Raw genomic sequence first — 26534 nt, 5'->3', positions numbered from 1 at the left:
ATTTTAACTGGCAATTCATTTAATTGCGCTATACTGGCGCAAATTTTTTCAGATTAGTTGTTATGGCTCTTAAATCCACCATTATGAAAGTGCAGTTATCGCTTAGCGATATGGACCGCCACGTTTATCAAGATTTTAATTTAACCTTGGCTCAACACCCATCAGAAACCGACCAAAGGTTGATGATTCGCTTACTCGCTTTTGCGCTAAATAGCTGTGATGGTTTAGAATTTACTAAAGGATTAAGTGCAGATGATGAGCCTGAGCTTTGGCATGTAAGCTATAGTGAAGAAATAGAACTATGGGTTGAACTTGGCTTACCAGATGAGAAACGCCTTAAAAAAGCCTGTAATAAATCTAAAAAAGTGGTGCTGTATACTTATGGTGAAAACAATCAAGCAATTTGGTGGCAAAAACATCAACCTAAATTGTATGAATTTAAAAATCTAAGTATTTTTAGCCTTGATTACGCAGCAACACAAGCACTTGCTGCTTTGGTTGATCGTGGAATTAAGCTCGCCATTACCATTCAAGATGGTGAAGTATGGGTAAATACCGATAAAACCAATATTGAAATAAAACCGCTAAAGTTAATGTAATTACGGTAGTTATACCAATTGCATTAAATTAGTTATGTATTATAGCGACAAATAAATAAGTCGATAACAAGGCGAAAATTATGACATATAGCTGTTTTATATAAATAATTTTTAACGCAGGTAGCGGATTATTTAATACGCTAGGATGATCATGTTTTTAATAAAATTGGTATTAGGGAGCATATGAAAGTTAAACACGTTATTGTTTTACATGGCTTGTATATGTCTGGCTTTGTTATGCGCCCACTTTGTTCACGACTTGAAGAGTCGGGTATGACGGTATTAAACATTACCTACAATACGCTCGACCCTCACCGCGATACCATATTTGCACAAATTGATGAGTGTATTTCTAACGAACCTGCAGCGCTTGTATGCCACTCAATGGGAGGGCTGATTGCACGTGCTTACCTAGAAGCAAACTCTCCTGCTAGCCAGAATATTACGAAGGTAATTACACTGGGTACTCCACATAAAGGCAGCCATATAGCGCAAAAAATGAAGCAAAAAGGGTTTGAATCATTTTTAAAAAATAGTGTTGAATTTTTGCTTACTAAAAATGGTAATTGGCCTTTTAAAGCTAAGCTTTATAGTATCGCAGGGGATTTACCTATTGGGCTTATGCCTTTAATAGTCAAAGGTAGCCAGTCAGATGGCACTGTATTACTAGATGAAACCAAACTTAAAGGTATGGCCGAACATAAAGTGTTTCATTTAAGCCATACCAGTATGATTTACTCGCGCCAAGTACTCGATTACATTTTAAAGTGCTTAAACGAGAAAGATTAATCCTCAGCATTGGCTGCTATTTTATAACTAATTAAAAATATCACAGCCAGTATCAGCGGAATGGGCGCCGCAATGTAACCAAAAAAATCTGAGTTCGCAAAGCTTGCTCCTGCTAAGTGCGCGACTAGCCCAAGCACAAATGCGATGACTGCAATTCCTACCACGATTAACTCTGCTTTATTTTGTTTCGCTGTTTTTGCATGCATGTTATCTCTCCTAATTATTTCGACAACATTATTATGCGCCGTTAGGGTGGATGATTTTTGACCTAAATCAATAAAAAAATAGCTAAGTTATTACCTTGAATAAAGTTTGTTTTAGATCATGATTTATATACTTCTGGGTTTTATTTATTTTTGAGGGGTAGTATTTTTATTAATCAGTCCCATTTCTATTAATAGTCTAAAGTGAATACAGGTATCAAAAACAGCTAATAGGTTAAAACTATTAACTAGATAAATTTAAACGATTTTACTAATTTATCGAAATTAGTAATACTTATCACAAGTTCACAAACAAACGGTTATTCAGGAGCAAGTTATGTCACATGTAAACGCAATTGGTCTAAACAGCGCAAAAAGCGAAGACATCATAAAGTCACTCAATACATTATTGAGTAGCTACCAGATTCAATACATGAATGCGCGTGGTTTTCACTGGAATATTAAAGGCCGTAACTTTTTTGAACTACACGTTAAGTTTGAAGAAATTTATAACTTGCTACTTCTAAAAGTAGATGAAGTTGCAGAACGTATTTTAACGTTAGATGGCGCACCACTACATGCATTTTCTGATTACCTTGAAGTAAGTAAAATTAAAGAAGCTAAAGGTATTAGTGATGGTGTTACAGCCGTAGAAAACCTACTTGCTGGTTACAGTACATTAATTCACATGCAGCGTGATATTTTAAGCCAAGCTGGTGATGCAGACGATGAAGGTACAGCCTCACTAATGAGCGATTACATTTCAGAGCAAGAGAAACTGGTTTGGATGCTAAAGGCTTACTTAGACTAAACCAGCAAAAAAAAGCCCTCAATGAAGAGGGCCACAAATAGGGATAAATCGTTAAATAATCAAGCGATTCGGTTACTATATTAGCCTCCTCCCAATACTAAACAACGCCCCTGTTACCAGTGGCGTTGTTTTGGGTTTAAGTGGGTGTAATGCTCATATATTGGGATAAACAATGTATAAGCATTACTACTACATTATTTTTCCCCATGAAAAAGCCCCAGCAATACTGAGGCTTTGTGAACGTTACGAATTAAGTAACTATATTAGTGTCGTTATTGTTGGTTAGAATTTACTTCTAAAACCTATGTAGAATGATTGACCAATTGGGTCATACGTACCTGCATCTGTTTCAGTACCAGTACTTGAACCGCTCACACCCGATAAAATGCGTGGTGGCTCTTTATCAAATAAGTTACTCGCACCAGCGTAAAGCTCTGTTGAATCGCTGATATGGTAACTTGCTTGAACATCATGATATGTCACTGAACCAATCCCTACTCCACCTGGAGCAATACCAAAACCACTTAAGAATTGATCATCAAAGTCTGCAGCGCCAATGTAAGTTAAGCTCCAGTTAAAATCAAAGTCGTTAAGTTTATAACCAAAGTTCCAGTTAGCTTTATGCTCTGATGCACCAATTTCTCCAGCAAACTCATCTTTATCAGCGCCTGGAAGTGGGATGCTATAACCATCAATTAGGTAAGTATAAGCAAGGCGAGTTCTAAACGCACCTGGGCCAATATCAGTAGAGTACGTTAGTGTTAAATCAACACCTTCTGTACCTAAACCACCACTGTTAGATACACCACTGTCAATAAACTCTAGTGAACCAGCACTATTATTACCTGATGGCGCACTACGACGAGTTACAAAGTCACAAAAGCTTGTATCGCCACCACCATAACATTGGTCAAGAATAAACTGACGAGGTGTTGATACGATTGCATCTGTAATTTCGATATCAAAGTAATCAAGCGTAATGTCTAGGCCTGATATTAGATTTTCTGGTGTAAATACTAAACCTACTGTCACAGAGTCACCAACTTCTTCTTTTAAATCTTGGTTGCCACGGTTAAAACCACTAATACCTTGTAAGTCAGACTGGTTAAGCGTGAACTCGCCATTTGAAGCGATATTAGTTGTAACACCAACATCTGTACGACAAGCATCACCTGCAGCACCACCGCCACTATTAGTAACACCTAAACATGGATCGTTTAAACCACTTGGGAAAGTTTGTGAAGGTGGAGAAAATAGTTCATCGATATTTGGAGCACGTGTTGAACGTGCACGGGTAGCACGTAAACGTAAGCTATCCATTACTTCCCAGTCTATACCCACGTTCCAACTTTCAGTATTGCCTACTGTTGAGTAGTCAGACAAACGAACTGCTGCATTCATTGTTACAGAATCAAGCACGGGGATGTTTGCTTCTACATAATATTCAGTTACATCAAACGAGCCTTCTGTTGCTGGAATTGCATTACCCGCATTAAGGCCAGCTTGCTGTAGAGCATCAAATTCACTACGTGAGAACTCTTCACGGTATTCAAAACCAGCAGCGATACCTACCGTACCTGCCGGTAAATCAAATAAATCACCTGAAATATTACCACCAATGATTTCTTGCTCAACCGACGTTGAAAGTGAGCTAGGTGCACTTACAAAATCAATAGCACCTTGCGATAGCGAATTGAAACCGTAAATGTCTACCGGCGCACAGTTAAAGCCACGTGCTGTCGCATCGATACAAATAGCCTCATCAGTAATACCATCACCATCTAAATCTTGGCTATCGATAACAGCCTCTAAACCTTGACGAAAGCTTTGTACGTTAACTAAACCACCAGAAACTTGCTGCTCTTTTGTTTTACCGTATACATAGTAAGTATCGTAGAACCAACCATCTGCTATTTCACCTTGAAAGCCTAGTGCTAAACGGAATGTATCACGCTCAGCTCGTGCTCCACGGTTACCGATATCACTTAAGCGCTTTGCAAAAAAGATATCACGCATACCATCACCATCGGTGTCGGTTGCTGCGTTATATATATCATCAGGTACAAATGCGTTACGCAATATTTCTCCGTTTACATTAAATTCAATTGGTACTTGGCCATTTGCATAGATGTCGTCAGAGGCAAAAGGAAATGGCTCTAATTCAGAAACGGTTGTTGTTGCAGCGTAAGTACCTTCATAAAAAAAGCTATGCTTGTCGCTTAGCTCGTAGCTACCATTTGAGGCAAATAAGTAACGTTCTGTAGGTATCGCTATCGTACGTACGCCACTTCGGTTAAAACCATTTGCAGCTACGCCATCGCCACCGTTAGTACTAAACGAGTTTTGTAGGGTGTTTGCATCATTAAACGTAAATGTTTCATCCCCAGCGCTAAAGCGACCCTGTGGCGGAAATGAAGATAAAAATGGGCTTACAGCATCAAATACAGAGCCCGGGTTTGCTACTGGATCATCTTCAAAGAAGATACCTGAAAATTGGTCTACTGCCGAGCGGTCACGGTCACGTGAAAAAACAGCACCTTGATCAGAATACCCAAGATGGAACATCGCGTGCCCTTTCCCATCTGAGCTTGATAAGCCTGAGGTAAAGTTAAATTGGCGTGATTCATCATCGCCTTCGCTTGATTCACCATATTGGCCTTCGAATTCAATACCTTCAAAATCATCTTTTAGTACAAAGTTAACTACACCAGCAACAGCGTCAGAACCATAAACAGATGAAGCACCACCTGTCATAATTTCAACACGTTCGATGAATTGACTCGGAATAGTATTTAAATCGACAGCAGAGCTACCTGGTACACCTGATACATAACGACGACCATTCACTAAAACCAATGTGCGGTTAGAGCCTAAATTACGTAAATCAACAGTAGCAACACCCGCACTTGCGGTATTAAAGTTTGAGTTAGTACGGCTAATAGCTGGTGTACCAAATGCAGGGTTCTCTAATAATAAGTCTTGAATATTTAACGACCCTGATGCATCGATAGCAGCACTATCTACAACTTGAATAGGAGCCGATGACATTGCCTCAGCTGAACGAATTCGAGATCCTGTAACTTGTACGCGTTCTATTTTAGTTATTTCGTCATCTTCTGCTGCAACACCTTGAAATGAAAAGCTTGCAAGTATCGCGCTGCTTAGCGCAACTGTTAACGACGATTTTTTAAATAATCGCGCGCTACCTTTGTTAGTTAATGTCATATAATTCCCCTGAATTGTTATTTTTGTAACTAAATGGTTACTTCGCGGATTACAGTAAGGGGATTTATTTAAACACTCTACGGGCATTATTTATGAGGCGTAGTCTTTGGTACGAATAGCAGCTTTTATGGGATGAATCAGTACGTCACAATTATTTTATAAATATATTGTACTTTTCATAACATTTTTTCCGCTAAGCACGGTCTTTATTATTATATACAGCAAGAGATATAAAATAATGATCGCTTCTTTTCATGCATTAACTTTTGTTAGTAACACTAAGTTTGCAACATTTTTAACAAAGCGTGTGCAAGATCACCGACACTTTGAATCTCAATCTTTTCTTCAAACAAATAGATTAGATCAAATAGACACAGATCAATACAATGTACTGTTTTACGAACTAACCAACCTAGCTGACCCTATGCAAATAGTGCATTTAACTGAGCTTGCTAAAAAGCTGAAGTTAGTCATTATTGCTCAATCGGGACATTTTGCGAGTTTTGCCTTTGAAGTTGGCGCTGTAGATTTTTTAATATTAGATTCAACTGCATCACGTATTGATAAATGCTTTGATAAGCTGATTCACCTTTGCCCGATTGCAAGTGCGGCCGAACGCCAATACCAGCAAAGCACACAAGCTGAAAAGCCATCATCACACATTGTGGTTAAAGATGTCGGTAAGGTAAGGCTAATTGATATCAATGATATTATTTGGATAAATGGCGCGGGCAACTATGTAGAGCTGCATTTTACCCAAGGTAATACGCCGGTACTACATCGCGAAACCATGAAAAATATTGAACAACAACTAGAACCAGAAGGGTTTGTTCGCATTCATCGCTCAACGCTGGTAAGAAAACAAGCTATTTGCGAACTGATGCCTACTGACAGTGGCGATTATAGAGTAAGGCTGAAAAACGATATGTGTTTAAACCTTTCACGGCGCTATAAAGGGTGTTTAGAGAGTATTATAAGCCCTTTTCAATAGCGGTTTATAATACTCATGTTAGTTACCAGTTCTGTTTTATATAACTGTCATTTGGGTGCACTAATAAATAGCTTTCGGTATCTTTATAAAAATTAACTTCTACATCGCTATTTTTCCATACTTTTTCAAACATATTTTTAGCTATGATATTAATGTTTATATAATCAACTCGTTGATAGCCACGTTCTTTTACACCGGCAAAATAGGCCTCTAATGAATCGAGGCCATCCAAAGTTAACAGCTCAAACTCTTTTAAATTAACAACCACAAACTTAATCGTATTTTCAGGGTGAGTGCTCAACTCCTGAACAACTCCATTAGTTAACAGCGTAATGCCTTCATTATTAAAGCTCCCTTTCAATTCTAAATACATCTGAGGGGGCTGTGAACAAATTTGAAATTCACCATGTGCTCCAAACATAAATCGCCTTACATATATCAACTTCTATATATAGGATAATACAATTTTCTGATTTTGCAGTTAATTTAATAAAGCAATAAAAAAGGCCATTTCGAGTGCTTTTTCCTCTAAACTTTTAAAGCGACCTGATGCACCGCCGTGCCCTGCATCCATATCGGTTTTAAATACTAAAATATTACTATCAGTCTTAAGTTCACGCATTTTTGCAACCCACTTCATAGGCTCCCAATACTGCACTTGTGAGTCATGAAGACCGGTAGTAACGAGTATGTTCGGATAGTTTTGGGCGCGAATATTGTCATACGGCGAGTAAGCTTCAATTACATCATAAAACTGAGGCTCATTTGGATTACCCCATTCATCATATTCATTTGTTGTGAGCGGAATACTTTCATCAAGCATCGTGGTTAATACGTCTAAAAATGGTACATGACAGCCAACACCGCAATATAACTCTGGTGCTTGGTTTACAACCGCCCCCATTAATAAACCACCAGCACTGCCGCCTGAGGCAAACACCTTGCTGCTATCACAATAGCCTTGTGCAACAAGCGCTTTTGTCACATCAATAAAGTCACTAAAGCTATTTTGTTTATGCTCTTTTTTACCTTGCTCGTACCACTCGCGGCCTAGCATTTCAGAGCCTCGAACATGTGCTATTACATAAACAAAACCACGATCGAGCAAGCTCAGCGATGAACTTGAAAAACTTGGATCAATCGTATAGCCATACGCACCATAACCGTATTGAAATAACGGATTTGAGCCATCTTTTTTAAAGCTGTCTTTTCGATAAACAACTGATACGGGTACTTTAACTCCGTCGCGAGCAGTTACCATTAATCGCTCAGACTGATAGTCATCGGCATTAAAACTACCGAGTACTTTTTGCTGTTTAAGTAGTGTTTTTTCGCCAGTTGCTAAATCAACATCATATAAAGAACCTGGTGTTGTTAAACTTGAGTAATAAATACGCGCAGTGCCTGTGTCTGGCTCTGGGTTCATTGCTATTGCAGCATAATAACAAGGATCGGCAAACTCAAGTGCCATACGATCCCCTTGCCTATTAACAACTACAAATCGAGCTTGCCCTTGCTCGCGTTCACTCAATACTAAAAAGTCATTAAATAACTCTACACCTTCAAGCAGTACATTCTCTCTGTGAGCTGTATGCTCAACCCATTGTGTTTTATCTGCAATTGTTTCGTTTGTTGCCGTCATTAATCTAAAGTTTTTAGCTTGCCAGTTAGTCACAATATAAAATGTGTCACCTAGCTTATCTACGTCAAACTCGTGGCCATCTTCACGCGGCATTAATGCTTTAAATTCGCCAGTGGGCTTATTAGCATCAAGCACCCATGTATCATTGGTCTCTGTCGATGCTAAATCAATAATAATTAAGCTTTCATCGCGGCTTTTACCAAGTCCCATAAAAAAGCTGCTGTCTTGCTCTTCGTAGACCATTACGTCTTGGCTTTGCTCGCTGCCAAGCTCATGCCTAAATACTTGGTATCCTAATAGCGTTTTTAAATCTTTTTTTACATAAAAAACAGTTTTATTGTCGTTAGCCCAAACAACTTGTCCTTCTGTATTTTCAAGTACATCAGGTAGCATTTCACCGGTCGCTAAGCTTTTAAAGCGAACATTATAAATACGACGACCTTCAGTATCTTCAGAGTAAGCCATAAGCTGCTCGCATGGACTTAGTGCGACTTCGCCCAGCTCAAAAAACTCAAATCCTTCAGCTAAGACATTCACATCGAGTAAAAGCTCTTTATTATCGGCCTTTATGCTCGTACTTCTATAGTGACGCGAGTATTCATCATCACCACGAACTTCTGAGTGATACCAGTATTTCCCGTCTTTAACGGGTACCGAATTATCATCTTTTACAATGCGTGCTTTTAACTCTTCAAAAAGTGTATTTTGTAGTGGCTTCATAGCAGCTAACTGTTCATCGCAGTACGCATTTTCAGCATGTAAATGCGCAAGTACTTGCTCATCCTGGCGATCGTCATCACGCATCCAATAGTAATTATCGGTACGTATCTTATTATGAGTACTTAATGTATGGGCTTGCTGTTTAGCAATCGGGAAATTAGGTAATAAACTTAAAGAGTAGACAGGACGAGACACAACAAAACCAATTAAAAAAATAATGTGATTTGCAGTTTATCATAAAAATAAAAAAGCCCATCCAATAGTTGGATGGGCTAAAACGGTAAACGCTTCATTACTAAAACCGCTATACCTTTGGGAAGATAATTTAAGCTTTATATTTGCTGCCAAGCCATAGCCCAGCTTTGCCCTACACCGGGTTCGAACATAGACTTATTATCGTCATTCGTGCGGCAAAACTCATTAAATGGCCAAGGCCTGCATTGATATACATGCCCAGTTTTTGGCTGCAATACCTTTGTACCCGCATTATAGTTTTCACAATTTTCAGGGTACACGTAATCATAAGTATCAAGGTTCTTAACAACACGCTCATCGCATTTTGCAATACAATGAAAGCCGACGTGTGCTTTACATATACCACTGCTTTGCAAAGCAAAAATTTCATTATTTCTATAGGCTACAATTAAACCCTGTTCGGTCATTTTACCTGCGCTAACCAGAGGAACATGCACATTAATATGCTCGGCAACTAAACGTGGCCATGCGTGAGGCTCACCTTGCTCAAGCGAGGTGATCTTGTAATCAAATGATAAACTAACCAGCTCTCCTTGCATGTCGTAAAAGGTTACACTCACCACATCACCAATAAATAATTGGGTATGATGATTTAAGCAACCTATTGTTGACCACTTTCCACAGGCCAACGACGTATGCATAAACACGGCAACACCTTAAGAGTTACAAAATCTTATCCATACACTATGGATACACAAAAAATACACTGAGGGCAAGTGATACATAACAACACGTTATGCAGTAGTCCCGCTACCATAGCTTTTAAAAAGACTTAGACCGGAAACTTTGCGTCCTAACCTTTCGGCTAGTTTGCCAGCAATGCGGCGATTATAATTCGACCCCGCATAACAATCAAACAAAAGAATGTAACCAAAAACAAAAACCAACCCTTTAAGGTTGGTTTAATGTGTTTTTAACTAAACAAATAAGTTAAAGGCTCTTTCGCCCACGTAAATACCAGCAACACCAATAAAGATATAAATATTAACCACGCAGGCCAAGACGCTTTTGTTACTTTAGCCTCAGGGTCATCCGCTTTTAACTCTTTTGAGCCTGTGATCATCGCCTTAACCAGCGGTTTGCCTTTTATTCTATAAACAATAATAGCTAATACATGTAAGCCAATAGCATAAAGTAAAATGTCAAAATTCAGCTCATGTAGCCAATTGGCAAAATCAATCGTATCGCTAGACACATATTGAGCAAGCGGCCCGTCAGTTAAAATACCATCACTGCTCATTAAGCCACTTACAAGTTGCGTTATGATCAATATAAAAAACACTATCACCATACAGCTACCGGGTGCTGAATGGCCTAACGATTCGCTTGGTGATTTTAATGCCTTTAAAATAGCTCTAGGAGAATGCAGTAACCCACTTAATCTCGCGGTTTTACTACCAATAACACCCCAAATTAAACGTGTTACTATAAGTGCTAAAGTAAAAAAGCCAGCAACAAAATGAAGCTCAATCATGCCCTCTTCAATACTAAAATAAAGCACTGCAATACTTACAACCAAAAACCAATGAAAGCATCTAATAAACCCATCCCACACTTTTAACGTCGTCATTGTGCCTATCCTTAAAAAAACAGTATTATTTAATTTGTTAACTACTTTAACATCATAATATTAAGGTATCCTTATGAGCCATTCTACAAGCCGTGAGAGTAAATATCATGCAACCAGTTAAAAAAGCTATTTTAAAAGGCTTTTTAGATATGCTACCACTGTGTTTAGCCGTTGTTCCTTGGGGTATTTTATGCGGCTCTTTAGCGATTCAAAATGGTTTTAGCGCCTTTGAAACCCAAGCAATGTCGTTATTAGTATTTGCAGGCTCTGCACAGCTTGTTGCGATTGAACTTATGGCGGGCAACACACCATTGCTCACAATTTTATTCACAACATTTATTATTAGCTCTCGGCATTTTTTATACGGGTTAGCCGTGCGTCATAAGGTGATTGATCAACCTATGCGTTGGCGCTTACCAGTAAGTTTTGTTTTAACCGACGAGCTGTTTGCGTTTTCTCATCATCGAAGAGCATATAGAACAAAAACACGCTTAATATACGCATTAAGCGCTGGTTTTAGCTTTTATATTGCATGGAATATTTGGACGTTAATTGGCATTGTAGCGGGCACAATGCTGCCCGACCTAACTAATTTAGGGCTCGACTTTGCAATTGCCGCGACGTTTATCGCGTTGGTTATTCCGGGAATCAAAAATTTGGCCTCACTCGTTACGGTAATTGTAGCTGGTATTAGCGCAACGCTTTTAAAAAGTACAGGATTTGAGTTGTGGCTTGTTTGCTCAGCGCTGCTGGCAATGGCCGCAGGTTACAGCACAGCAAGGCTAACCGCTAAAAAGGAAGCAACGCCATGATGACAACTATTTTACTCATGGCGTGTATTACATTTTTTACGCGTTATTTATTTTTACACCGCGCTTTACCGTTTAAAGTAGGTCCTAAAATGCAGCAATTTTTAAGCTTTAGCGCACCTGCGGTGCTTACAGCAATTTGGGTGCCTATCGTGTTTTTGAATGAAGATGGCATTAACTTAGACTGGCAAAACCCTTATTTAAGCGCAGCGATAGTCGCCATCATTGTTGCCTATAAAACACATAATATTTATTACACAACGCTTGCCGGTATGGGGCTATTTCTGATTTTAAATTAGAGCGCTCTTTATACTTTATGAAATACTGTACTCAGGTTAAAATACCGATAACAATAATAAAAAAGACGCCAATATGCACAAATTCCATCAATTAAGCGCAACAAGCTTGCAGGGTCAACCTATTAACTTTAGTGATTTTGAAGGTAAGGTTGTGCTTATTGTTAATACCGCAAGTAAATGTGGATTTACCTACCAATACGAGTCGCTGCAAGCTTTGCATAATAAATATGCCAGCCAAGGTTTAGTTATTTTAGGGTTTCCGTGTAATCAATTTGGTCAGCAAGAACCCGGCGACGCTACACAAATAGAGCAAGGATGTTTAATTAACTTTGGTGTGAGTTTTTTAATGGCGGCCAAAGTAGATGTAAACGGTAAGCATGCTCACCCAGTCTTTCGTTTTTTAAAATCGGCTTTACCTGGTTTTTTAACACGTAAAATAAAGTGGAATTTTACTAAATTTTTAATTGCTGCAGATGGCACGCCAATTAAACGTTATGCACCTTTTACTAAACCAGAAAAGCTAGAACTTACAATTCAAAAAGCTTTGGCACAAACTAAAAATGCGCTTTAAAAAGTAATAAAGAGGCGCAAGGCCTCTTTATTGCCAATACTACTGAAACTTAAACATACGCATAACTGCACATTTAAACTCTCAATATTAATTGGTATTTTATTTATACTAGTGAAATTTAATCGGTGTAATCGCTTAAATCATCTTCGCCTAGATTTTTACGCAAGCGTTTTTGCTCAAGGTAGTCTTCCAACTTCTTTTTAACCTTTTGCTTGTTCTTATCGTGTTGATTACGGCCGAGCATTTCGTACTCGTCTTCAACAAAATCGTCATCTAGCGCATCGTAACTAAATGTCTTACCCACAACCCACTCCATAAAGTGTTTGAGACCAACCAAGGATTTTATTATCGCAATAGTCGGTAAAATTAAAATGTTTAACGTCAAAATGCTGTGCAAATTAACATCAAAATAAAGCCACGTGACTACTGTAAATAGTCTTCATGTCAGTAATGTGAATAAATAGCGCTAAATTTGAATTGAGGAAAGTGAGAGTTTTTTATCGTATCGATAAATAAAATTTATTAATTTTTATTAGTTAGCCAATTTGACTAAAAAATAGTTATTTATTAATTAATTTCATTTACTAAAAAACAAACAAAAACAGTTAAGCATATGTTTTATATTAAAAAATAAAACTGGCATCAAACTTGTTATTAATTAATCGTCATCAACAAAAAGTAGAGAACAAACATGAAAAAATTACTATTAGTTAGCGCATTAATTTGTTCACCAGCCGCTATGGCTCATAACGATAACGATTCTGCAATTTCATTTAGTAATGATGAATGTAACGTCGAATTTAAAAATGATGTGCGCATTAAGCCAAACGAATTGGAAATTTTTACCGCCAACAATAAAACCATGCAGTTTAATACCCATGGTGACTTAACCGTAAATGGCGAACTTGTAGCGCTGAATAGTTCGCAGCGCGACGCGCTAACCAAGTACTCTGATAGCTTACGCACTCAATTACCTGAAGTAGCTAATATAGCGCTTGAGGGTGTAAAAATTGCCGGAGTAGCATTAGAAGAAGTAGGCAATGCATTTAATATTGACGGTCTTGATAATATGTCTGAGCTTATGGATGACATTAAAATCGAAGTAGAAAACACATTTTACCAGCAAGGTACATTTGTGATGGGCCAACAAAGTTTTAATCAATTTGGCGAAAACTTTGAACAACAATTTGAGCAGCAGATAGAAACAGCGGTTGAATCAGCAGTAATGCAATCAATGGGCAGTATTTTAGTAGCTTTAGGTTCTGAGTTACTTGGTTCAGGCGGTGATATGGATGCCTTTGAACAACGTATGGAAAATATGGGTGCACAAATAGAAGAAAAAGTAGAGCTACATGCAAGCGCACTTGAAGAACGTGCCAACTCTTTATGTGGAAACTTTGCTGATATTGCAAAACAAGAAGAGCAATTAGTAATGCAAGTGCCTGAGCTTGAAGGTTACCAGTTATTTAGCTTTAAACAAAATTAGTACAGCAAACGTTATTTAACATCCCTTTGGCAGCACTTAAGTTTACTTAAATGCTGCTTTTTTGTGTTTCGCAAACTTATACCAACCTGCATAAATCTTTGAGCAATTTAACGAATTAAATTGCACTATAACGTCGTTAAAAATTTTTTATTTAGAACAACTCGATACAAAAACTTTTGCCTAGTTCTAGCGTAATTTTCTTAACGTTAAATAGACCCCATATATAAGCAGATTGGTATTACTTTTTAGCTAATAAAGTAAGCTTACCCAATGTAACTATTGCTTGCTCAATTTGCGCGTTCCATTGCACACCATAACTTAATCTTACGCAGCTTTTATATTTATTAGAGGCCGAAAAAACAAGCCCAGGGGTAATACTAATACCAACCTCAAGCGCAAGTAAAAACAATGTTTGGCTATCGTACTCGCCTCCTAAATCTAGCCACATAACGCAGCCTCCTTTTGGATCGCTTATACGTGTGTTTTTTGGCATAGCTTGTTGTAAGCACCATCGCATACGCTCTTTATTATCGCGCAAGCGTTGCCTAAGTACTTTTAAATTTCGGTCGTACTCGCCGCTGGCAATAAATTCAGATAACGTCCATTGGTTTATTAACGAAGCAGAGCAACTTAGTGCTCTTTTATATCGCCTTGCTTGCGTTGCAAATTTACCCGCAACTAACCAACCTACACGATAGCTCGGCGCTGCCGTTTTAGAAAAAGATGAGCAACTAATCACTAATCCTTTTTTAGAGTACGCTAAAGCAGGTGTGCCTCGTTTTGCCGTAAAATATAAATCGCCATATACGTCATCTTCAATAAGCACTACGTCATGACTTTCAAGTAGCTCCACCAGCTGCTGTCTGTTTGTATCAGGCATAAAGCTGCCCACAGGGTTACTAATTGCAGTCGAGAATAAACACGCTTTTATATCATGCTCATTTAAAGCGCGTTCCAAATCACTTAACCAAATACCATTATCTGGGCACAGTGGTATTTCGAGCGCTTTAAGCCCTAGGCTTTCTATTAACTCGATAATCCCGTGATAGCAAGGCGTCTCAATGGCAACTACATCGCCTGGCTTTGTCACACACTTAAGTGCAATAGCCATGGCTTCTTGCGCACCATTGGTGATCACAAGCTCGTCCATATTTATGCCAATACCAAAATCTAAATAGCGATGCACCAATTGCTTTTTCAGCGGTACAAACCCATCTGTTGGTCCATAGTTAATAGCTTTACTGCCCGCAATTGTCATTACACGGCGCATGTTTCTGGCGAGTGCTTTATCGGTGGGTGCAGCAGCAATTGGATTAGCGATACCAAAAGGAACTACGTTAGCTTGATGAATGGCGCTGTATACCTGCTCTATTAAGGCTTGTTTATTTACCACAACAGGTTCGCGACTTAATTTAACTCGCTTAGGTAAATTATGCGCCATGCTAACGACTTTTAAAAAATACCCTGATTTTTCACGTGCCTCTACTAACCCCTGATCTTCAAGTGTTTGATAAGCTTGCTTCACTGTCGGAATACTAATGTTTAAGTTATCTGCCATTTTACGCAGTGATGGAAGTTTTTCGCCAGGAAGTAAAACCTGCTGGGCGCTCATATCTCTGATCAACTGAATAACTTGCTGATATAGAAACTCATGCCCCTGGCTATTTTTTTGTCTTATCATCACGCATCCAAATCTGTATAGGTTACATTTTTACTTTTCTGTATATGGTAAGTATACAGACAGGTCTTAAAATAGCCATTCAATCGGGCTTTGGAGAGTAACCATGAAAAGTGCAGCGCTATACATTACAACCGTTTTAATTTGGGGTTCTACTTGGTTAGCCATCGAATTTCAGCTAGGTGATATTGCGGTAGAGCTATCGTTATTTTATCGCTTTGCTATTGCAGCACTTTTAATGTGGTTATATGTAGCGTACAAAAAACCGGATATGCGCTTTTCATTAATCGATCATGGCTTTTTTGCTTTGTTGGCTATTTGTAATTTTGCCTTAAATTACTTAATGCTTTACTGGGCACAAAATTACTTAACCTCCGCTATGACCTCTATCGCCTTTTCACTATTGCTGGTTATGAACATAGTTAACACTCGACTATTTTTTGGTAAACCTATCTCAAAACGAATTTATACCGGTGCCGCACTCGCTGTATTAGGTATTACGTGTCTGTTTTGGCCACAGTTACAGCAGTTCGACTTAAGTAACGGTGCATTGGTCGGGTTACTACTTGCCCTTGGTGGCACCTTTGTGGCTTCATTGGGCAACATGGTAAGCGTTCGTAATTCTCGTAAGCAAATTGGCGTATTGCAGGGCAATGCATGGGGCATGTTATATAGTGCTATAGGCTTAGCTTTATATGTATTAATGAACGATGTGCAATTTAGTTTAAACGCCCCAACTAGCTACTGGTTATCATTACTTTATTTATCAATATTTGGCACAGTAATCGCTTTTGGTTGTTACTTTGCACTACTAAAAAATATAGGCCCTGAAAAAGCCAGCTACGTTATTGTTTTATTCCCATTAGTGGCAGTAACACTGAGTAGCTTTTTTGAAGGCTTTGAATGGCACGCAAATACCTTTGCAGGGTTTAGCTTAGTGCTATTAGGTAACGCCATTGTGCTTACCCCAACAAAACGAATTAACGCCTTTTTAGCTAATAGAGCAATAGCTAAAAGTGGCTCCGTCCCCAGTTAGACGCGTTATTAACGCAACTAACGCAAAAGCGCCTACTTTACTGTAGGCGCTTTTTTATTGGCATATGAAAAAGTAAGGCCTGTCCATACACACTAACAACTGCAGGAGTTTTACCTATCAGCTCACCATCTGCTTCAATCAATAGCCCTTCAGTATTTATTGAAGCTGTATTTAAGCGACTATAGGTAAGGTTTTTTATATACTCATGACGCTTAAAAAATAACTTAATAAAGCTTATTACATTATAAAAAAGCCCACCCGATCGCATTTGATAACACTCAAGCTGGCCATCAGTTAAATCTGCTTTTGGCGCTATTTTTAGCCCGCCACCAAAGTACTTATGATTAGCAAATACAGTAATTAAATTTTGATACTGCCGAGCATCGTTATTAAACGTACCTTGTAACTGCTGAGCTTGATAATAAAATAGCTCTTTAATGCTCGTCCAACTGTAATCAAAAGATGAAAAATTAGCTTTATCGTTAATAGTTTTAATCACATGAGCATCAAATCCTACCCCTGCAATATTAATAAAATAGCGGCTATTAATTTTTCCTATATCAATTGCTGTCGGTGTATTAAATAATGCCTTTCGCCAACCATCTTCTTTGCAATTAAACCCTCTGGAGAAATCGTTACCTGTACCGCAAGGTAATAATGCTAACGAACAACTGCTCCCTATTAGCGCATTGACCGCCAAGTTCAATGTACCATCGCCACCTAGTGCAACTACTTTGGGAAATTTACTCAGTAACAACCTTATTTGAGCGCAGTCATCGTCAAAGCTTCCCGTTGTAGTAAATATACAATAAGAAAAGCTGCGTTTTTTACAGATATTTTTAAGCCATGCCAATGATTTTTGGCTCTGTTTTTTGATACTTGGTTTAATAATTATAAGTAGTGACAAGCTTTTGTTTCCAGCAATGTATTTTAGAGTGAGATAACAAACGTTTAATTAAATTTTTTTAATCTGAATAAATAATCAAAAAACATTGTATAAAATGCATAAAAATAAATTAAAAAACCAAAAACCCCAACATCAAAGGGGTTAAAACCAACCGTCATATAAATAGCTATGCAAAAACAGTAATGCAACTTACTGAATCGCATATTAATAAAATCAATTCAGATTAGTTTAACTAATCTCTCAGGCTCAATTTTTATCGTTGTATTTTTAATCAAACAACGTGCAAAATGCACGCGATTTCAACAGATACGACCGGAGCAAAATAATGAAACCAATTAATACATTAAATCAAACAGCAGTAGCGCAAGTAGCCGTTAAACCAACTAACCGTAAAGCAAGAATGTTAGCTAAACTTAACACGATTGGTAAAAGACTAGCACTTAGCGGTGCAGCTCAATATAAATAATCACCCAACCATGATTATTTTTCGGTGCAGCGAACACTCAACCACTAAATGAAGTCACTTATTTAGCTCCCATTGTTTGCTGCAACCTATTTATTTTATTAAAAATTGCCTTAATTTCCCCTTATTTACAAAAAAAACCTCATTTACGTATATTTTTTAGGCAAACAGTCATTTTGCTATTTACACAGCGGTATCACCTAAGTATTATTCTGCGTCACGGAGAGATGGCAGAGTGGTCGAATGCACCGGTCTTGAAAACCGGCATGGGTTTATAGCCCATCTAGGGTTCAAATCCCTATCTCTCCACCATATTTTAATTGGTGGCTTTCTTTACTTCCATCAATACAAACGGTTATGCGTTGGAGAGGTGTCCGAGTGGCCGAAGGAGCTCCCCTGCTAAGGGAGTATAGAGTTTGTAGCTCTATCGAGGGTTCGAATCCCTCCCTCTCCACCATACTTAATTTAAACCACTTGATTGTGGTTTTTTTGTGCCTAAAATTTAACACCGATACTAAATTGGGAGGGTGAGAACCCTCGACAGGGTTCGACAAAATGTCTGGAACATTTTGGGCCGCTGCAAGCGTCGCGCAGCGATTGATTACATGGATGTAAGCAAGTCTATCCCTCCCTCTGGACCATACTTAATTTAAACCACTTAATTGTGGTTTTTTTGTGCCCAAAATTTAACACTGATACTAAATTGGGAGGGTGAGAACCCTCGACAGGGTTCGACAAAATGTCTGGAACATTTTGGGCCGCTGCAAGCGTCGCGCAGCGATTGATTACATGGATGTAAGCAAGTCTACCCCCCTCTGGAACATACTTAATTTAAACCACTTAATTGTGGTTTTTTTGTGCCTAAAATTTATAAAAACTAAACAAATTGTGCCTAGTAATAACTTAGGGCATTATTAACACAACTTTAGCCACTTTTAGGTTTAGCTATGATCCGGTTCATATTGCTATCATTTTGCGCGGCAGCACCATTTTTTACCTTGGCACAAAGTACAACAGTGTATAAGTGTGTAATTAAGGGCGTTCCTACTTTTAGCCAAACGCCTTGCGCTAAAGATGCACAAGTTATTACTCTAAAAGATATAAATGTAATTGAAGCATATAAAAGCTCTACGCCCGGTAAAGGTATCACCGATACCTCTGTTGATGACTACTTAGAGGTTCAGCAAATAGAGCGTGAAATAAAGCGCCTTGAGCTATCTATTGAACAAAGCCAAAAAGAATACGCAGCTAAAAAACAACAAATAGATTATATGACCCAAGATAAGGCCAATCGTTTAGGCGCTTCGTCTATTGCTGATGCTATCGCAACTAAAACAAATTCATTAAAACAAGCCTACGACGCATCAATTAGTCAAACGCAGCAAAAAATAGAGTCATTAAAGCAAAGAAAGCAGCAGCTTAGCCAAAACCCTTAAGCGCTCGTTTTACTATAGAAATAAATTGCGCAACGTCTTCTTGAGTATTATAAATATGTGGCGATACTCGTATTCCAAATTTGCGAGCATCTACACTGACTTTCGCTTTATTAAGCTCTGTAAGTACATGGTCTTGCTGCTTGTTAAAAAACAAAATAACAGTCCCGCTGCATTTATCACCACTCATAGGTGATACAACATATTCGCTTAGTTGCTCATGAATAAGCGTAAGCATCGCTAAGTTATGCACCCTTACCTTGTGAGCTGTTAGCTCTGCAAAGTAGGTAATACTATTTGCGGCAATAATATAAGGCGCTACAGAAGGGGTGCCACCCCAAAACTTGAGCGCACTGGCGTTATATTCAAAGTGGTTAATATCGAACTCAAATGGATTTTGATGCGAAAACCAACCCACATCTTTAGGCTCACAATACTCTATTTGATTTTTGTTAACCCATAAATAAGCTGCACCTGGGCCACCACATAACCATTTAACGCTCGAGCCAATCATAAAGTCCGCATCGAGCACGCTTAAATCAAGCGGTATAACACCCGCTGACTGAGCAACATCAACTATTGATAAACTATTGGTAAATTTACTTATAGCTACAATATCGTACACAGGCGCCTGTACACCTGTATTTGAATATACATGACTTATAAAAACTAAATCGATGTCGGCGGTTATATAACGCTGCCAAACACTAATATCAGTTAGGTTTTCGTGCTCAGGTATAAATATGATTTGCGCGCACTTTGGCAACGCTTTTTGCATTGCAAAACCCATACTCGGAAAATCACTTTGCGCCATAAGCACTTTACAATTTTTTTGCTGTAGCCGTGGATGCGACATAAGCAATTTTGTTAAGCCACTTGATAAATTAACCTGAGGACAAAACTGCGAACTAGGCGCATTAAATAACTTACCAAGCGCGGTAGTAAATTGCTCAACTGCGGGCAGCCATTGTTGCCAAGGTTCTTTATTTGAGCTCTCCCACGGTAAAAAGTAGTGCTGTGCTAAATATTGCTGTGTACTTTTAAGAGGACGCCCTACCGAGTGGTTTAATAAATAACAGCCATCGGCCATACAAAAATCATTTTTAAGCATACTATTTAACCCATTCTTTAAGTGTATTTAGATCGTCAAAACGTGTTTTTATATCGTCGCGTTTGGCACTGGCTCGCCTATCTCTTAATTTTTCGAGCGAATCAAGTAACACATGAAGCGGCGGACCACTTGCTGTTACCTTGCTCATATGCTGCTGTTGCATATTTTTTGAGGGCTGAGCAATAAACTTTTCAACCAGTTGATTATGATGACCGACTGCGGTGTCGCCATGTAATTTACACACTTGGATAAATAACGTTGCGTGGCTTTTAAACCAATCTGTATTTTTATATTGCTCTGCTTGTAAAAAGTCATCCATAAAGCTTTGCATACGCATGGCTTCTCGCAGGATTTGTTGATCCTCTGGCATCATATATAAAAACTTATCCACCAGCATTTGCGAGTAACTAGGCTCGTTTGCACTACACAGCCCTAACAGCATATCAATCACGTTAATACCTGCAAAGTCACCAGCATTTGCCCCTCTGTAAACCTCTTTACCTACACGGTACGGTTTATAATAAGGGCGAACGCAGTTAAAAAAGCGATCTGTATCGAGCTCAGAATAAAGTGCATTGTTTGACTCAATTACATCTATAAGCGCTTGTTTAGCTACTTTTAATAACTCACCACACAAGGGATGTGAAATACCTAACGGCAATATTTTTAATAATGCATCACTTGCCCGTTTGTAGGCCAAAATGCCTTGAGTGTTATAATCAAGAAACAGCTTTTCATCAGGTAAATTGGTAAATCGTTTATAAATACCGTTAAGTGCTTTGTTATGAGTAGTTAAGTGGGCGGTAGCAAAACGAGGGGTTACGCCAATAGATGCGCCTATATGCATAGCAAGCGCTGAGGCTTCTATTAGCGGTGAAGTGGTTTCTCTGCTTGGCTCAGTAATTTCATGGCGCCTACACGCTGCCATAAATAATCCTACGTTACCGAGTAAGTCAAAAGCGCTATCAAAGCCTTGATCTGTGTTTCCCTCGGCTAATAAATTGCTAATTAATACGTTGCCTTCTTTTTCTAATTGTTGCTTTAAGGCCTCGCCTACCCCTTCTACATTTGCTTTATCGGTTTGCTGCCAATAAAGCTGCTCTAATTCACTATTTAAAGTGACAAACTCTGTTCGTATCCAGTGATCGAAAATAGCGGTATGTGTGTTCATTGTTGTGCTCTATTATTTTTATAGTTAAATGCTAACAGAGTTCAATGAGTGTAAAACGCCAAAAAAATTAGTAAAAACTGCAATACTTAGCAATAATCACTACAAATATAAAAATAATTAATAAAAGCCGACAACTATGTTAGATAAAAAAGATCAGCAATTACTCATTGCACTGCAAAGCCAAGCTCGTATGTCGGTTTCAGATTTGGCCAGCAGTATTAACCTATCGGATACGCCTTGTTTAAGGCGTATAAAAAAGTTAGAGCAAGAAAACATTATTACCGGCTACCACGCCGCCATAAATCCTAAAGCACTTAACCTTAATGTGTTGGTATATGCGTTTGTACGATTAAGCCAAAACTCGGTAAGTGCTGCAGAGCAATTTGAGCAACATGTAGAAAAGTTACCACATGTATTAGAGTGTTGTGTAATATCAGGAAGCTATGATTATTTATTAAAAATCATTGCACATGATCTTGAGAGCTACGAAACGTTTGTGAAACATCAACTAGGTGGCTTAAGTTGTATCGCAAATATAGAATCAACAGTTGTGTTAAAGCAGTCATTTAGCAAAAAACAGTTACCTTTATAAAAATAACCAAAATAACTTACTGTTAGCTATACTGATATTTCAAAACGACAATAATAATTGCTTGGACCTTATGTGAAAAATTTTAACTCTAAAAATCATTCCATTATTTTTTACATCATGTTTGCCTTGGCATATTTTTTAGTCGGCATAGCACTCACTAAACTTGCTTTTAACTCGCAAATAATTCCAATTTGGTTACCTGCCGGCATAGCTTTAGTTGGCTGTTATATTTGGTGGTGGCGCTTTATCCCGCCTCTATTTGTAGCTGCAATTGCATTTAATCTAAATATTTTTGATAGTTCAGCTCATGAGCTAGTCCTGGTCGGTAACTCATTTAACGAGGCTATGTATATCGCCTTTGGTGTTGTTATACAGGCAATGGTCGGCGCAGCTCTTTTAAAGTATTGGCTTGGGCACCCGCTGCGCTTTAAAAAGCGCAAAAATATAATTTACTTTATCCTTGTCATAGCAATATTGGTCAGCTTAATTTCGGCTAACTTTGGCGTATTTGCCTTAAGCCAATTCAACTCGGTTTACAGTGTTGATAATCATTGGAAGAATGTTACTTACTGGTGGCTTGGTGATACATTAGGAGTATTAATTGCGACTCCGCTTTTACTTTCTTTATTACCACAAAAGTCTAATCAACATAATATATCGGCGTTTCCGACAATTGCAGTATGCTCTATTTTATTTTTATCAGTCGCGGTAACAACGCAGTTATACGATCAAGAAAATCGTATAAACACTATTAAAATTGCTGAACGTGAAGTCCATGTTATAGAAAACAGCCTTTATAGATATACAAATCGTAGTATTATTGCAGTGCAGAGCCTAGCAAGTCAGGTACAGTCATCTCCCATGCTAAGCCAGCAAGATTTTTATTCTTATGCTAGCCAGTTACTAACTCAGCACGCATTTATTAACGCCTTATCGTGGAACGCAAAAATACCTCAAGATCAACGCGACGTCTTTGCCCAAGAAATATCAAACATTTATCATTTAGATATTGATGTAGTTGGCGAACCTCTTGAAAGTAGCGATCCCCTTGTGATAGTAAAATACATAGCTCCTTTTAATGGTAATCAAAAAGCTATTGGCTTCAATGTATTTTCAAACCCTGATCGAAAAAGCTCTCTGCTTAACCCCGCTATAAAGTACATGCCAGTAGGAACTAAAATAATTCAGTTAGTGCAAACCAAACAACCTAAACCAGCCTATTTATTATTTGCCCCTGTGTACTCCCAGCATAGTGATGAAAAAACAATTAAAGGCTATGCCACTGGTGTATTTTTAGTGCGTAGTATTATTGAGCAGGCAATTTCTAAAGAACAGTCTGATATGTTTTCGATTGGTATATACGAAGATACAAACACTCCGCCGTTTTATAGTAATTACTCTCAAAATGTTCAGCAAGCTAAAGGCAGCCGCTTAATGTCATTTGATGTGGACTTTGCAGGGCAAAAATGGATTGTAAAACTAGCCCTTAAAGAAAGCTTTTTAACACTACATAATAGTCAACTAACTTTATTATTACTCATACTTCAAGTTGCCGTATGTTCTTTAATTTTAATGGTTTTACTGCTGTTTAATCAGCAACAAATCGCACTTACACGTCAAGTTGCAGAGCGTACTCACTCACTCGCACAAGCAAAGAAGCAGTCCGATTTAGCTAATCAGGCTAAAAGCCAATTTTTAGCGAATATGAGCCACGAAATACGAACACCATTAAACGCCGTTATTGGTTTTTCTTCACTTGCTAGAGAAACAGACAATGCAAATACACTCATTGGCTATTTAGATAAAATAAACTCAGCATCTAAAAGCTTATTAAACTTAATTAATGACATTCTTGATATATCAAAAATAGAATCACAAAAGTTAGTTATTGAATCTATTGCATTCGACTTAGGTGCTTTAATAACACGTATAAACAACATGTTTGAGCAAAGCGCAGTTAACAAAGGTATTAAATGGCAAGTTAATTCAAAGCTACCTGTTGATACCTGGTTTATTGGTGATCCTATGCGAATTGAGCAAATATTACTTAATTTATGTAGCAACGCGATTAAATTTACAAGCCAAGGCAGCGTTACTTTAAACATAGAAACAGAGTTTACCGCCGCCAATAAAGTACAGCTAGTTATAACCGTTAGTGATACCGGCATAGGTATAAAACCAAGCCAACATAAAAAATTATTTAACGCATTTACCCAAGCGGATAGTTCTACCTCAAGGCAGTTTGGTGGTACAGGCCTTGGCTTAACCATAGCGAAAGAGTTAAGCCAATTAATGGGGGCTGATATAACACTTAAAAGTGAAATAAATAAAGGCTCTACTTTTACATTTTCAATGCGATTAGAAACAACAGAACCTAAAAAAGAACATGTTATTACATTTGATAATACTAATATTACTTCGCTAGATATTTTGGTCGCAGAGGATAACCCAGTAAATCAAATGGTTATTAAAGCGATGCTTGGCTCGTTAGGAATTGTGCCGTATATAGTAGAAAATGGCGAACTGGCCGTTGATATAGTTAAAAAGCAGCATTTTGACTTAGTGCTTATGGATTGCCAAATGCCTGTAATGGATGGCTATAGAGCAACGGCACTGATCCGCCAGTTTAAAACTGAACAAGAGCTCCCGATTATTGCTTTAACTGCCGACGTTATGCCAGAGGATAAAGCACATGCACAAGCCGTTGGATTTAACCAGCACCTTGCAAAACCGCTTGAACTCATTAAGCTAACCGAGTGTCTTGTCCAATATGCAGAAATTAATGAACAATAGTGGTTTAATTTTAAGAATAGTTTTAAGAGTCGCTTTTGGTTTTGTTTTAAGTGTTTTTTCGCATACAGCTATCGCTCAAAACTGTATCTCGCAGGCGAGCGACTTTAAATTTATAACAAAAAGTAAGCAACAAGGCTTATTACGCTTTGAAAAAGAGCACAACCACCAGCGCTTTAATTACCACGCACTTTTACCATTTAACGATTACTTAGATTTTGCATATAAACATATAAATAAAACCAATCCACGTGCAGATATGCCATGCCCTGTTATTACACAAACGTACCAGCAATTAGTAACACAAGGTACGCGAAAACCTGACCCTACTATTGCAGATATTATTGCCCCTTTTGAGCTTACGCATCCAAACAGCAATAAAGTTGCACTATTAGTTCACGGGCTAACTGACTCACCCTTTACGTATCACGATTTAGCACAAGTGTATTATCAACAAGGCTATACTGTGCGTACTATTTTATTACCAGGACATGGAAGCGCCGCAAGTGCATTACTCAATGTAGAGGTTAGCCAATGGCAACAGGCAATAAAATACGGTATTAAACGCTCGGTGCAAGACTTTGATGAGGTGATACTCGCAGGTTACTCTACCGGTGCAGCGTTACTTATTGATTACGCAACCAAGCACACTGTTTCACCCAAAATTAAAGCGCTTATGCTTTATTCGCCAGGCTCCGAGCCACATAATAAGTACGGCTGGATAGCAAAGTGGATTGATGCCATACCCTTTGTTAATTGGATAGATAAAGACGCCGATGTAGACTTTGCTAAGTATGAATCATTTCCTTTAAATGCAGCTGCCACGTCGTACTATGCTATGTCACTTGCAAGCGTAAGTAGCTTAAACAAACGCTCTGCACTTAAATTACCTATTTTTAGTGTACTTAGCGATATTGATACCACGATAGATACGCGTGCCACGCTAAAATTATTAAGTGCATTACATAAAGATAATTCAGTAAAATATAAGCCGCTCGATACTTTAGTACTTTATGGAAGCACTGATATTTTACCGCTAGACTTTGCTAGTGACTACACAGTAAATAACCCGCAATGCACATCGCCTCAGTGTAAAAAAATTCATGGTATGTCGCATATTGCTATTGTTAACTCACCGCAAAATCCACATTATGGAATTAACGCAACCTATCGTAATTGTGGCAGCTTTATTAACGACGAGTCCCTGTATAAAACATGTAAAACAACTAAAAATCCACAACTAGGAGAGCGTACAAGCGCCAACTTAAAACACTATCCGGCTTTACAACGCTTAACTTATAATCCTCATTTTACCGAGCTTAAAAAGCAAATTAGTACGTTTATTAAAAACGTAGAACAGCTTAGAACAACTACAAGGTAAGT

Annotated in this window: 25 protein-coding genes, 2 tRNA genes and 1 riboswitch; of the genes, 16 read left to right on the top strand and 11 right to left on the bottom strand. The window is 38.2% G+C overall.

Features of this window, described 5'->3' with window-relative positions; translation table 11 throughout:
• Window positions 1-62 precede the first annotated feature (62 nt).
• Both H5118_RS16875 and H5118_RS16870 read left to right on the top strand, forming a co-directional pair.
• Entirely contained in the window at window positions 63-599 is a 537-nt protein-coding gene (locus H5118_RS16875; RefSeq protein WP_165744885.1) for a YaeQ family protein, read from the top strand.
• A 183-nt stretch (window positions 600-782) separates the two neighbouring features.
• Complete coding sequence (locus H5118_RS16870) at window positions 783-1388, top strand: alpha/beta fold hydrolase (protein ID WP_004334986.1); 606 nt, start codon at window positions 783-785, stop codon at window positions 1386-1388.
• Here H5118_RS16870 and H5118_RS16865 read toward each other — a convergent pair.
• Window positions 1385-1594 (bottom strand): hypothetical protein, encoded by a 210-nt coding sequence (locus H5118_RS16865; RefSeq protein WP_024597139.1) that lies wholly within the window; start codon window positions 1592-1594, stop codon window positions 1385-1387. The two genes, H5118_RS16870 and H5118_RS16865, sit on opposite strands and share 4 nt — an antisense overlap.
• Window positions 1595-1928: 334 nt before the next feature.
• On the opposite strand from H5118_RS16865, the gene H5118_RS16860 reads away from it, so the two are divergent.
• The gene (locus tag H5118_RS16860; RefSeq protein WP_004334993.1) at window positions 1929-2402 is read left to right on the top strand and encodes a Dps family protein; all 474 of its coding nucleotides are present in this window, start codon (window positions 1929-1931) and stop codon (window positions 2400-2402) included.
• A gap of 282 nt (window positions 2403-2684) precedes the next feature.
• Here the strand turns inward: H5118_RS16860 and H5118_RS16855 are convergent, their stop codons facing one another.
• Window positions 2685-5627: a TonB-dependent receptor domain-containing protein gene (locus tag H5118_RS16855; protein ID WP_182716496.1), complete on the bottom strand. Its 2943-nt coding sequence runs from the start codon at window positions 5625-5627 to the stop codon at window positions 2685-2687.
• Window positions 5628-5865: 238 nt separating this feature from the next.
• Between H5118_RS16855 and H5118_RS16850 the strand changes: the two genes are divergently transcribed.
• The gene (locus H5118_RS16850; protein ID WP_182749552.1) at window positions 5866-6618 is read left to right on the top strand and encodes a LytTR family DNA-binding domain-containing protein; all 753 of its coding nucleotides are present in this window, start codon (window positions 5866-5868) and stop codon (window positions 6616-6618) included.
• A gap of 22 nt (window positions 6619-6640) precedes the next feature.
• Here H5118_RS16850 and H5118_RS16845 read toward each other — a convergent pair whose 3' ends face one another.
• From H5118_RS16845 to H5118_RS16830, 4 genes are all read right to left on the bottom strand, one after another.
• Window positions 6641-7039 (bottom strand): hypothetical protein, encoded by a 399-nt coding sequence (locus H5118_RS16845; protein WP_024597142.1) that lies wholly within the window; start codon window positions 7037-7039, stop codon window positions 6641-6643.
• A 60-nt stretch (window positions 7040-7099) separates the two neighbouring features.
• Entirely contained in the window at window positions 7100-9175 is a 2076-nt protein-coding gene (locus H5118_RS16840) for a S9 family peptidase (RefSeq protein WP_154903817.1), read from the bottom strand.
• Window positions 9176-9312: 137 nt separating this feature from the next.
• Window positions 9313-9876: a chitin-binding protein gene (locus tag H5118_RS16835; protein WP_182749551.1), complete on the bottom strand. Its 564-nt coding sequence runs from the start codon at window positions 9874-9876 to the stop codon at window positions 9313-9315.
• Window positions 9877-9972: 96 nt separating this feature from the next.
• Window positions 9973-10060: riboswitch (cyclic di-GMP riboswitch) on the bottom strand.
• 88 nt (window positions 10061-10148) lie between these two features.
• A complete protein-coding gene (locus H5118_RS16830) occupies window positions 10149-10805 on the bottom strand; it encodes a cytochrome b/b6 domain-containing protein (RefSeq protein WP_182749550.1) in 657 nt (218 codons plus the stop codon).
• 107 nt (window positions 10806-10912) lie between these two features.
• Here H5118_RS16830 and H5118_RS16825 point away from each other — a divergent pair, with 107 nt between their 5' ends.
• The 3 genes from H5118_RS16825 (at window position 10913) to H5118_RS16815 (ending at window position 12484) form a co-directional block, all read left to right on the top strand.
• Complete coding sequence (locus H5118_RS16825; protein WP_182749549.1) at window positions 10913-11617, top strand: AzlC family ABC transporter permease; 705 nt, start codon at window positions 10913-10915, stop codon at window positions 11615-11617.
• Entirely contained in the window at window positions 11614-11913 is a 300-nt protein-coding gene (locus tag H5118_RS16820; protein WP_024597147.1) for an AzlD domain-containing protein, read from the top strand. Before H5118_RS16825 ends, H5118_RS16820 begins: the two co-directional genes overlap by 4 nt.
• Before the next feature lie 73 nt (window positions 11914-11986).
• The gene (locus tag H5118_RS16815; protein ID WP_182749548.1) at window positions 11987-12484 is read left to right on the top strand and encodes a glutathione peroxidase; all 498 of its coding nucleotides are present in this window, start codon (window positions 11987-11989) and stop codon (window positions 12482-12484) included.
• 118 nt (window positions 12485-12602) lie between these two features.
• On the opposite strand, the gene H5118_RS16810 is transcribed toward H5118_RS16815, so the two are convergent.
• Window positions 12603-12788 (bottom strand): PA3496 family putative envelope integrity protein, encoded by a 186-nt coding sequence (locus H5118_RS16810; protein ID WP_007579801.1) that lies wholly within the window; start codon window positions 12786-12788, stop codon window positions 12603-12605.
• A gap of 387 nt (window positions 12789-13175) precedes the next feature.
• On the opposite strand from H5118_RS16810, the gene H5118_RS16805 reads away from it, so the two are divergent.
• Window positions 13176-13970 carry a YggN family protein gene (locus H5118_RS16805; RefSeq protein WP_033030970.1) on the top strand — a complete coding sequence of 265 codons (795 nt, stop codon included), beginning with the start codon at window positions 13176-13178 and terminating at the stop codon, window positions 13968-13970.
• A 238-nt stretch (window positions 13971-14208) separates the two neighbouring features.
• Here H5118_RS16805 and H5118_RS16800 read toward each other — a convergent pair whose 3' ends face one another.
• Window positions 14209-15651, bottom strand: coding sequence for a PLP-dependent aminotransferase family protein (locus H5118_RS16800; protein WP_182196311.1), 1443 nt, complete (start codon window positions 15649-15651; stop codon window positions 14209-14211).
• A 103-nt stretch (window positions 15652-15754) separates the two neighbouring features.
• On the opposite strand from H5118_RS16800, the gene H5118_RS16795 reads away from it, so the two are divergent.
• On the top strand, window positions 15755-16684 hold the full coding sequence (locus H5118_RS16795) for a DMT family transporter (RefSeq protein ID WP_039488714.1): 930 nt from the start codon (window positions 15755-15757) through the stop codon (window positions 16682-16684).
• A 37-nt stretch (window positions 16685-16721) separates the two neighbouring features.
• Here H5118_RS16795 and H5118_RS16790 read toward each other — a convergent pair whose 3' ends face one another.
• Entirely contained in the window at window positions 16722-17591 is an 870-nt protein-coding gene (locus H5118_RS16790) for a diacylglycerol kinase family protein (protein ID WP_182749547.1), read from the bottom strand.
• A 325-nt stretch (window positions 17592-17916) separates the two neighbouring features.
• Between H5118_RS16790 and H5118_RS16785 the strand changes: the two genes are divergently transcribed.
• The 4 genes from H5118_RS16785 (at window position 17917) to H5118_RS16770 (ending at window position 19490) form a co-directional block, all read left to right on the top strand.
• On the top strand, window positions 17917-18057 hold the full coding sequence (locus H5118_RS16785) for a hypothetical protein (protein WP_164487637.1): 141 nt from the start codon (window positions 17917-17919) through the stop codon (window positions 18055-18057).
• Between the two features lie 218 nt (window positions 18058-18275).
• Window positions 18276-18366: transfer RNA gene (locus tag H5118_RS16780), tRNA-Ser, on the top strand.
• A 52-nt stretch (window positions 18367-18418) separates the two neighbouring features.
• Window positions 18419-18511: transfer RNA gene (locus H5118_RS16775), tRNA-Ser, on the top strand.
• 490 nt (window positions 18512-19001) lie between these two features.
• Entirely contained in the window at window positions 19002-19490 is a 489-nt protein-coding gene (locus tag H5118_RS16770; RefSeq protein ID WP_024597153.1) for an RNA-binding protein, read from the top strand.
• On the opposite strand, the gene H5118_RS16765 is transcribed toward H5118_RS16770, so the two are convergent.
• Together H5118_RS16765 and H5118_RS16760 are read right to left on the bottom strand one after the other, a co-directional pair.
• Window positions 19474-20598, bottom strand: coding sequence for an aminotransferase class V-fold PLP-dependent enzyme (locus H5118_RS16765; protein ID WP_182749546.1), 1125 nt, complete (start codon window positions 20596-20598; stop codon window positions 19474-19476). The two genes, H5118_RS16770 and H5118_RS16765, sit on opposite strands and share 17 nt — an antisense overlap.
• A 1-nt stretch (window position 20599) precedes the next feature.
• Complete coding sequence (locus H5118_RS16760; RefSeq protein ID WP_182749545.1) at window positions 20600-21769, bottom strand: monodechloroaminopyrrolnitrin synthase PrnB family protein; 1170 nt, start codon at window positions 21767-21769, stop codon at window positions 20600-20602.
• A gap of 136 nt (window positions 21770-21905) precedes the next feature.
• Between H5118_RS16760 and H5118_RS16755 the strand changes: the two genes are divergently transcribed.
• From H5118_RS16755 to H5118_RS16745, 3 genes are all read left to right on the top strand, one after another.
• Window positions 21906-22361: an Lrp/AsnC family transcriptional regulator gene (locus H5118_RS16755; protein WP_039488718.1), complete on the top strand. Its 456-nt coding sequence runs from the start codon at window positions 21906-21908 to the stop codon at window positions 22359-22361.
• 72 nt (window positions 22362-22433) lie between these two features.
• Window positions 22434-25154 (top strand): ATP-binding protein, encoded by a 2721-nt coding sequence (locus H5118_RS16750; protein WP_182749544.1) that lies wholly within the window; start codon window positions 22434-22436, stop codon window positions 25152-25154.
• Window positions 25144-26532 (top strand): carboxylesterase, encoded by a 1389-nt coding sequence (locus tag H5118_RS16745; RefSeq protein ID WP_182749543.1) that lies wholly within the window; start codon window positions 25144-25146, stop codon window positions 26530-26532. Before H5118_RS16750 ends, H5118_RS16745 begins: the two co-directional genes overlap by 11 nt.
• The last annotated feature ends 2 nt before the right edge of the window (window positions 26533-26534 follow it).

It is taken from the genome of Pseudoalteromonas sp. SR41-1 (assembly GCF_014164015.1).
Classification (GTDB): domain Bacteria; phylum Pseudomonadota; class Gammaproteobacteria; order Enterobacterales; family Alteromonadaceae; genus Pseudoalteromonas; species Pseudoalteromonas distincta.
This window is presented reverse-complemented; position numbering and strand designations above follow the sequence as displayed.

What these genes read in the sequence shown, in the direction of transcription:
- H5118_RS16875 (WP_165744885.1), top strand. Translation starts at nt 63, where the DNA reads ATGGCTCTTAAATCCACCATTATGAAAGTGCAGTTATCGCTTAGCGAT.
- H5118_RS16870 (WP_004334986.1), top strand. Translation starts at nt 783, where the DNA reads ATGAAAGTTAAACACGTTATTGTTTTACATGGCTTGTATATGTCTGGC.
- H5118_RS16865 (WP_024597139.1), bottom strand. Translation starts at nt 1,594, where the DNA reads ATGCATGCAAAAACAGCGAAACAAAATAAAGCAGAGTTAATCGTGGTA.
- H5118_RS16860 (WP_004334993.1), top strand. Translation starts at nt 1,929, where the DNA reads ATGTCACATGTAAACGCAATTGGTCTAAACAGCGCAAAAAGCGAAGAC.
- H5118_RS16855 (WP_182716496.1), bottom strand. Translation starts at nt 5,627, where the DNA reads ATGACATTAACTAACAAAGGTAGCGCGCGATTATTTAAAAAATCGTCG.
- H5118_RS16850 (WP_182749552.1), top strand. Translation starts at nt 5,866, where the DNA reads ATGATCGCTTCTTTTCATGCATTAACTTTTGTTAGTAACACTAAGTTT.
- H5118_RS16845 (WP_024597142.1), bottom strand. Translation starts at nt 7,039, where the DNA reads ATGTTTGGAGCACATGGTGAATTTCAAATTTGTTCACAGCCCCCTCAG.
- H5118_RS16835 (WP_182749551.1), bottom strand. Translation starts at nt 9,876, where the DNA reads ATGCATACGTCGTTGGCCTGTGGAAAGTGGTCAACAATAGGTTGCTTA.
- H5118_RS16830 (WP_182749550.1), bottom strand. Translation starts at nt 10,805, where the DNA reads ATGACGACGTTAAAAGTGTGGGATGGGTTTATTAGATGCTTTCATTGG.
- H5118_RS16825 (WP_182749549.1), top strand. Translation starts at nt 10,913, where the DNA reads ATGCAACCAGTTAAAAAAGCTATTTTAAAAGGCTTTTTAGATATGCTA.
- H5118_RS16820 (WP_024597147.1), top strand. Translation starts at nt 11,614, where the DNA reads ATGATGACAACTATTTTACTCATGGCGTGTATTACATTTTTTACGCGT.
- H5118_RS16815 (WP_182749548.1), top strand. Translation starts at nt 11,987, where the DNA reads ATGCACAAATTCCATCAATTAAGCGCAACAAGCTTGCAGGGTCAACCT.
- H5118_RS16805 (WP_033030970.1), top strand. Translation starts at nt 13,176, where the DNA reads ATGAAAAAATTACTATTAGTTAGCGCATTAATTTGTTCACCAGCCGCT.
- H5118_RS16800 (WP_182196311.1), bottom strand. Translation starts at nt 15,651, where the DNA reads ATGATAAGACAAAAAAATAGCCAGGGGCATGAGTTTCTATATCAGCAA.
- H5118_RS16795 (WP_039488714.1), top strand. Translation starts at nt 15,755, where the DNA reads ATGAAAAGTGCAGCGCTATACATTACAACCGTTTTAATTTGGGGTTCT.
- H5118_RS16785 (WP_164487637.1), top strand. Translation starts at nt 17,917, where the DNA reads ATGAAACCAATTAATACATTAAATCAAACAGCAGTAGCGCAAGTAGCC.
- H5118_RS16770 (WP_024597153.1), top strand. Translation starts at nt 19,002, where the DNA reads ATGATCCGGTTCATATTGCTATCATTTTGCGCGGCAGCACCATTTTTT.
- H5118_RS16765 (WP_182749546.1), bottom strand. Translation starts at nt 20,598, where the DNA reads ATGCTTAAAAATGATTTTTGTATGGCCGATGGCTGTTATTTATTAAAC.
- H5118_RS16760 (WP_182749545.1), bottom strand. Translation starts at nt 21,769, where the DNA reads ATGAACACACATACCGCTATTTTCGATCACTGGATACGAACAGAGTTT.
- H5118_RS16755 (WP_039488718.1), top strand. Translation starts at nt 21,906, where the DNA reads ATGTTAGATAAAAAAGATCAGCAATTACTCATTGCACTGCAAAGCCAA.
- H5118_RS16745 (WP_182749543.1), top strand. Translation starts at nt 25,144, where the DNA reads ATGAACAATAGTGGTTTAATTTTAAGAATAGTTTTAAGAGTCGCTTTT.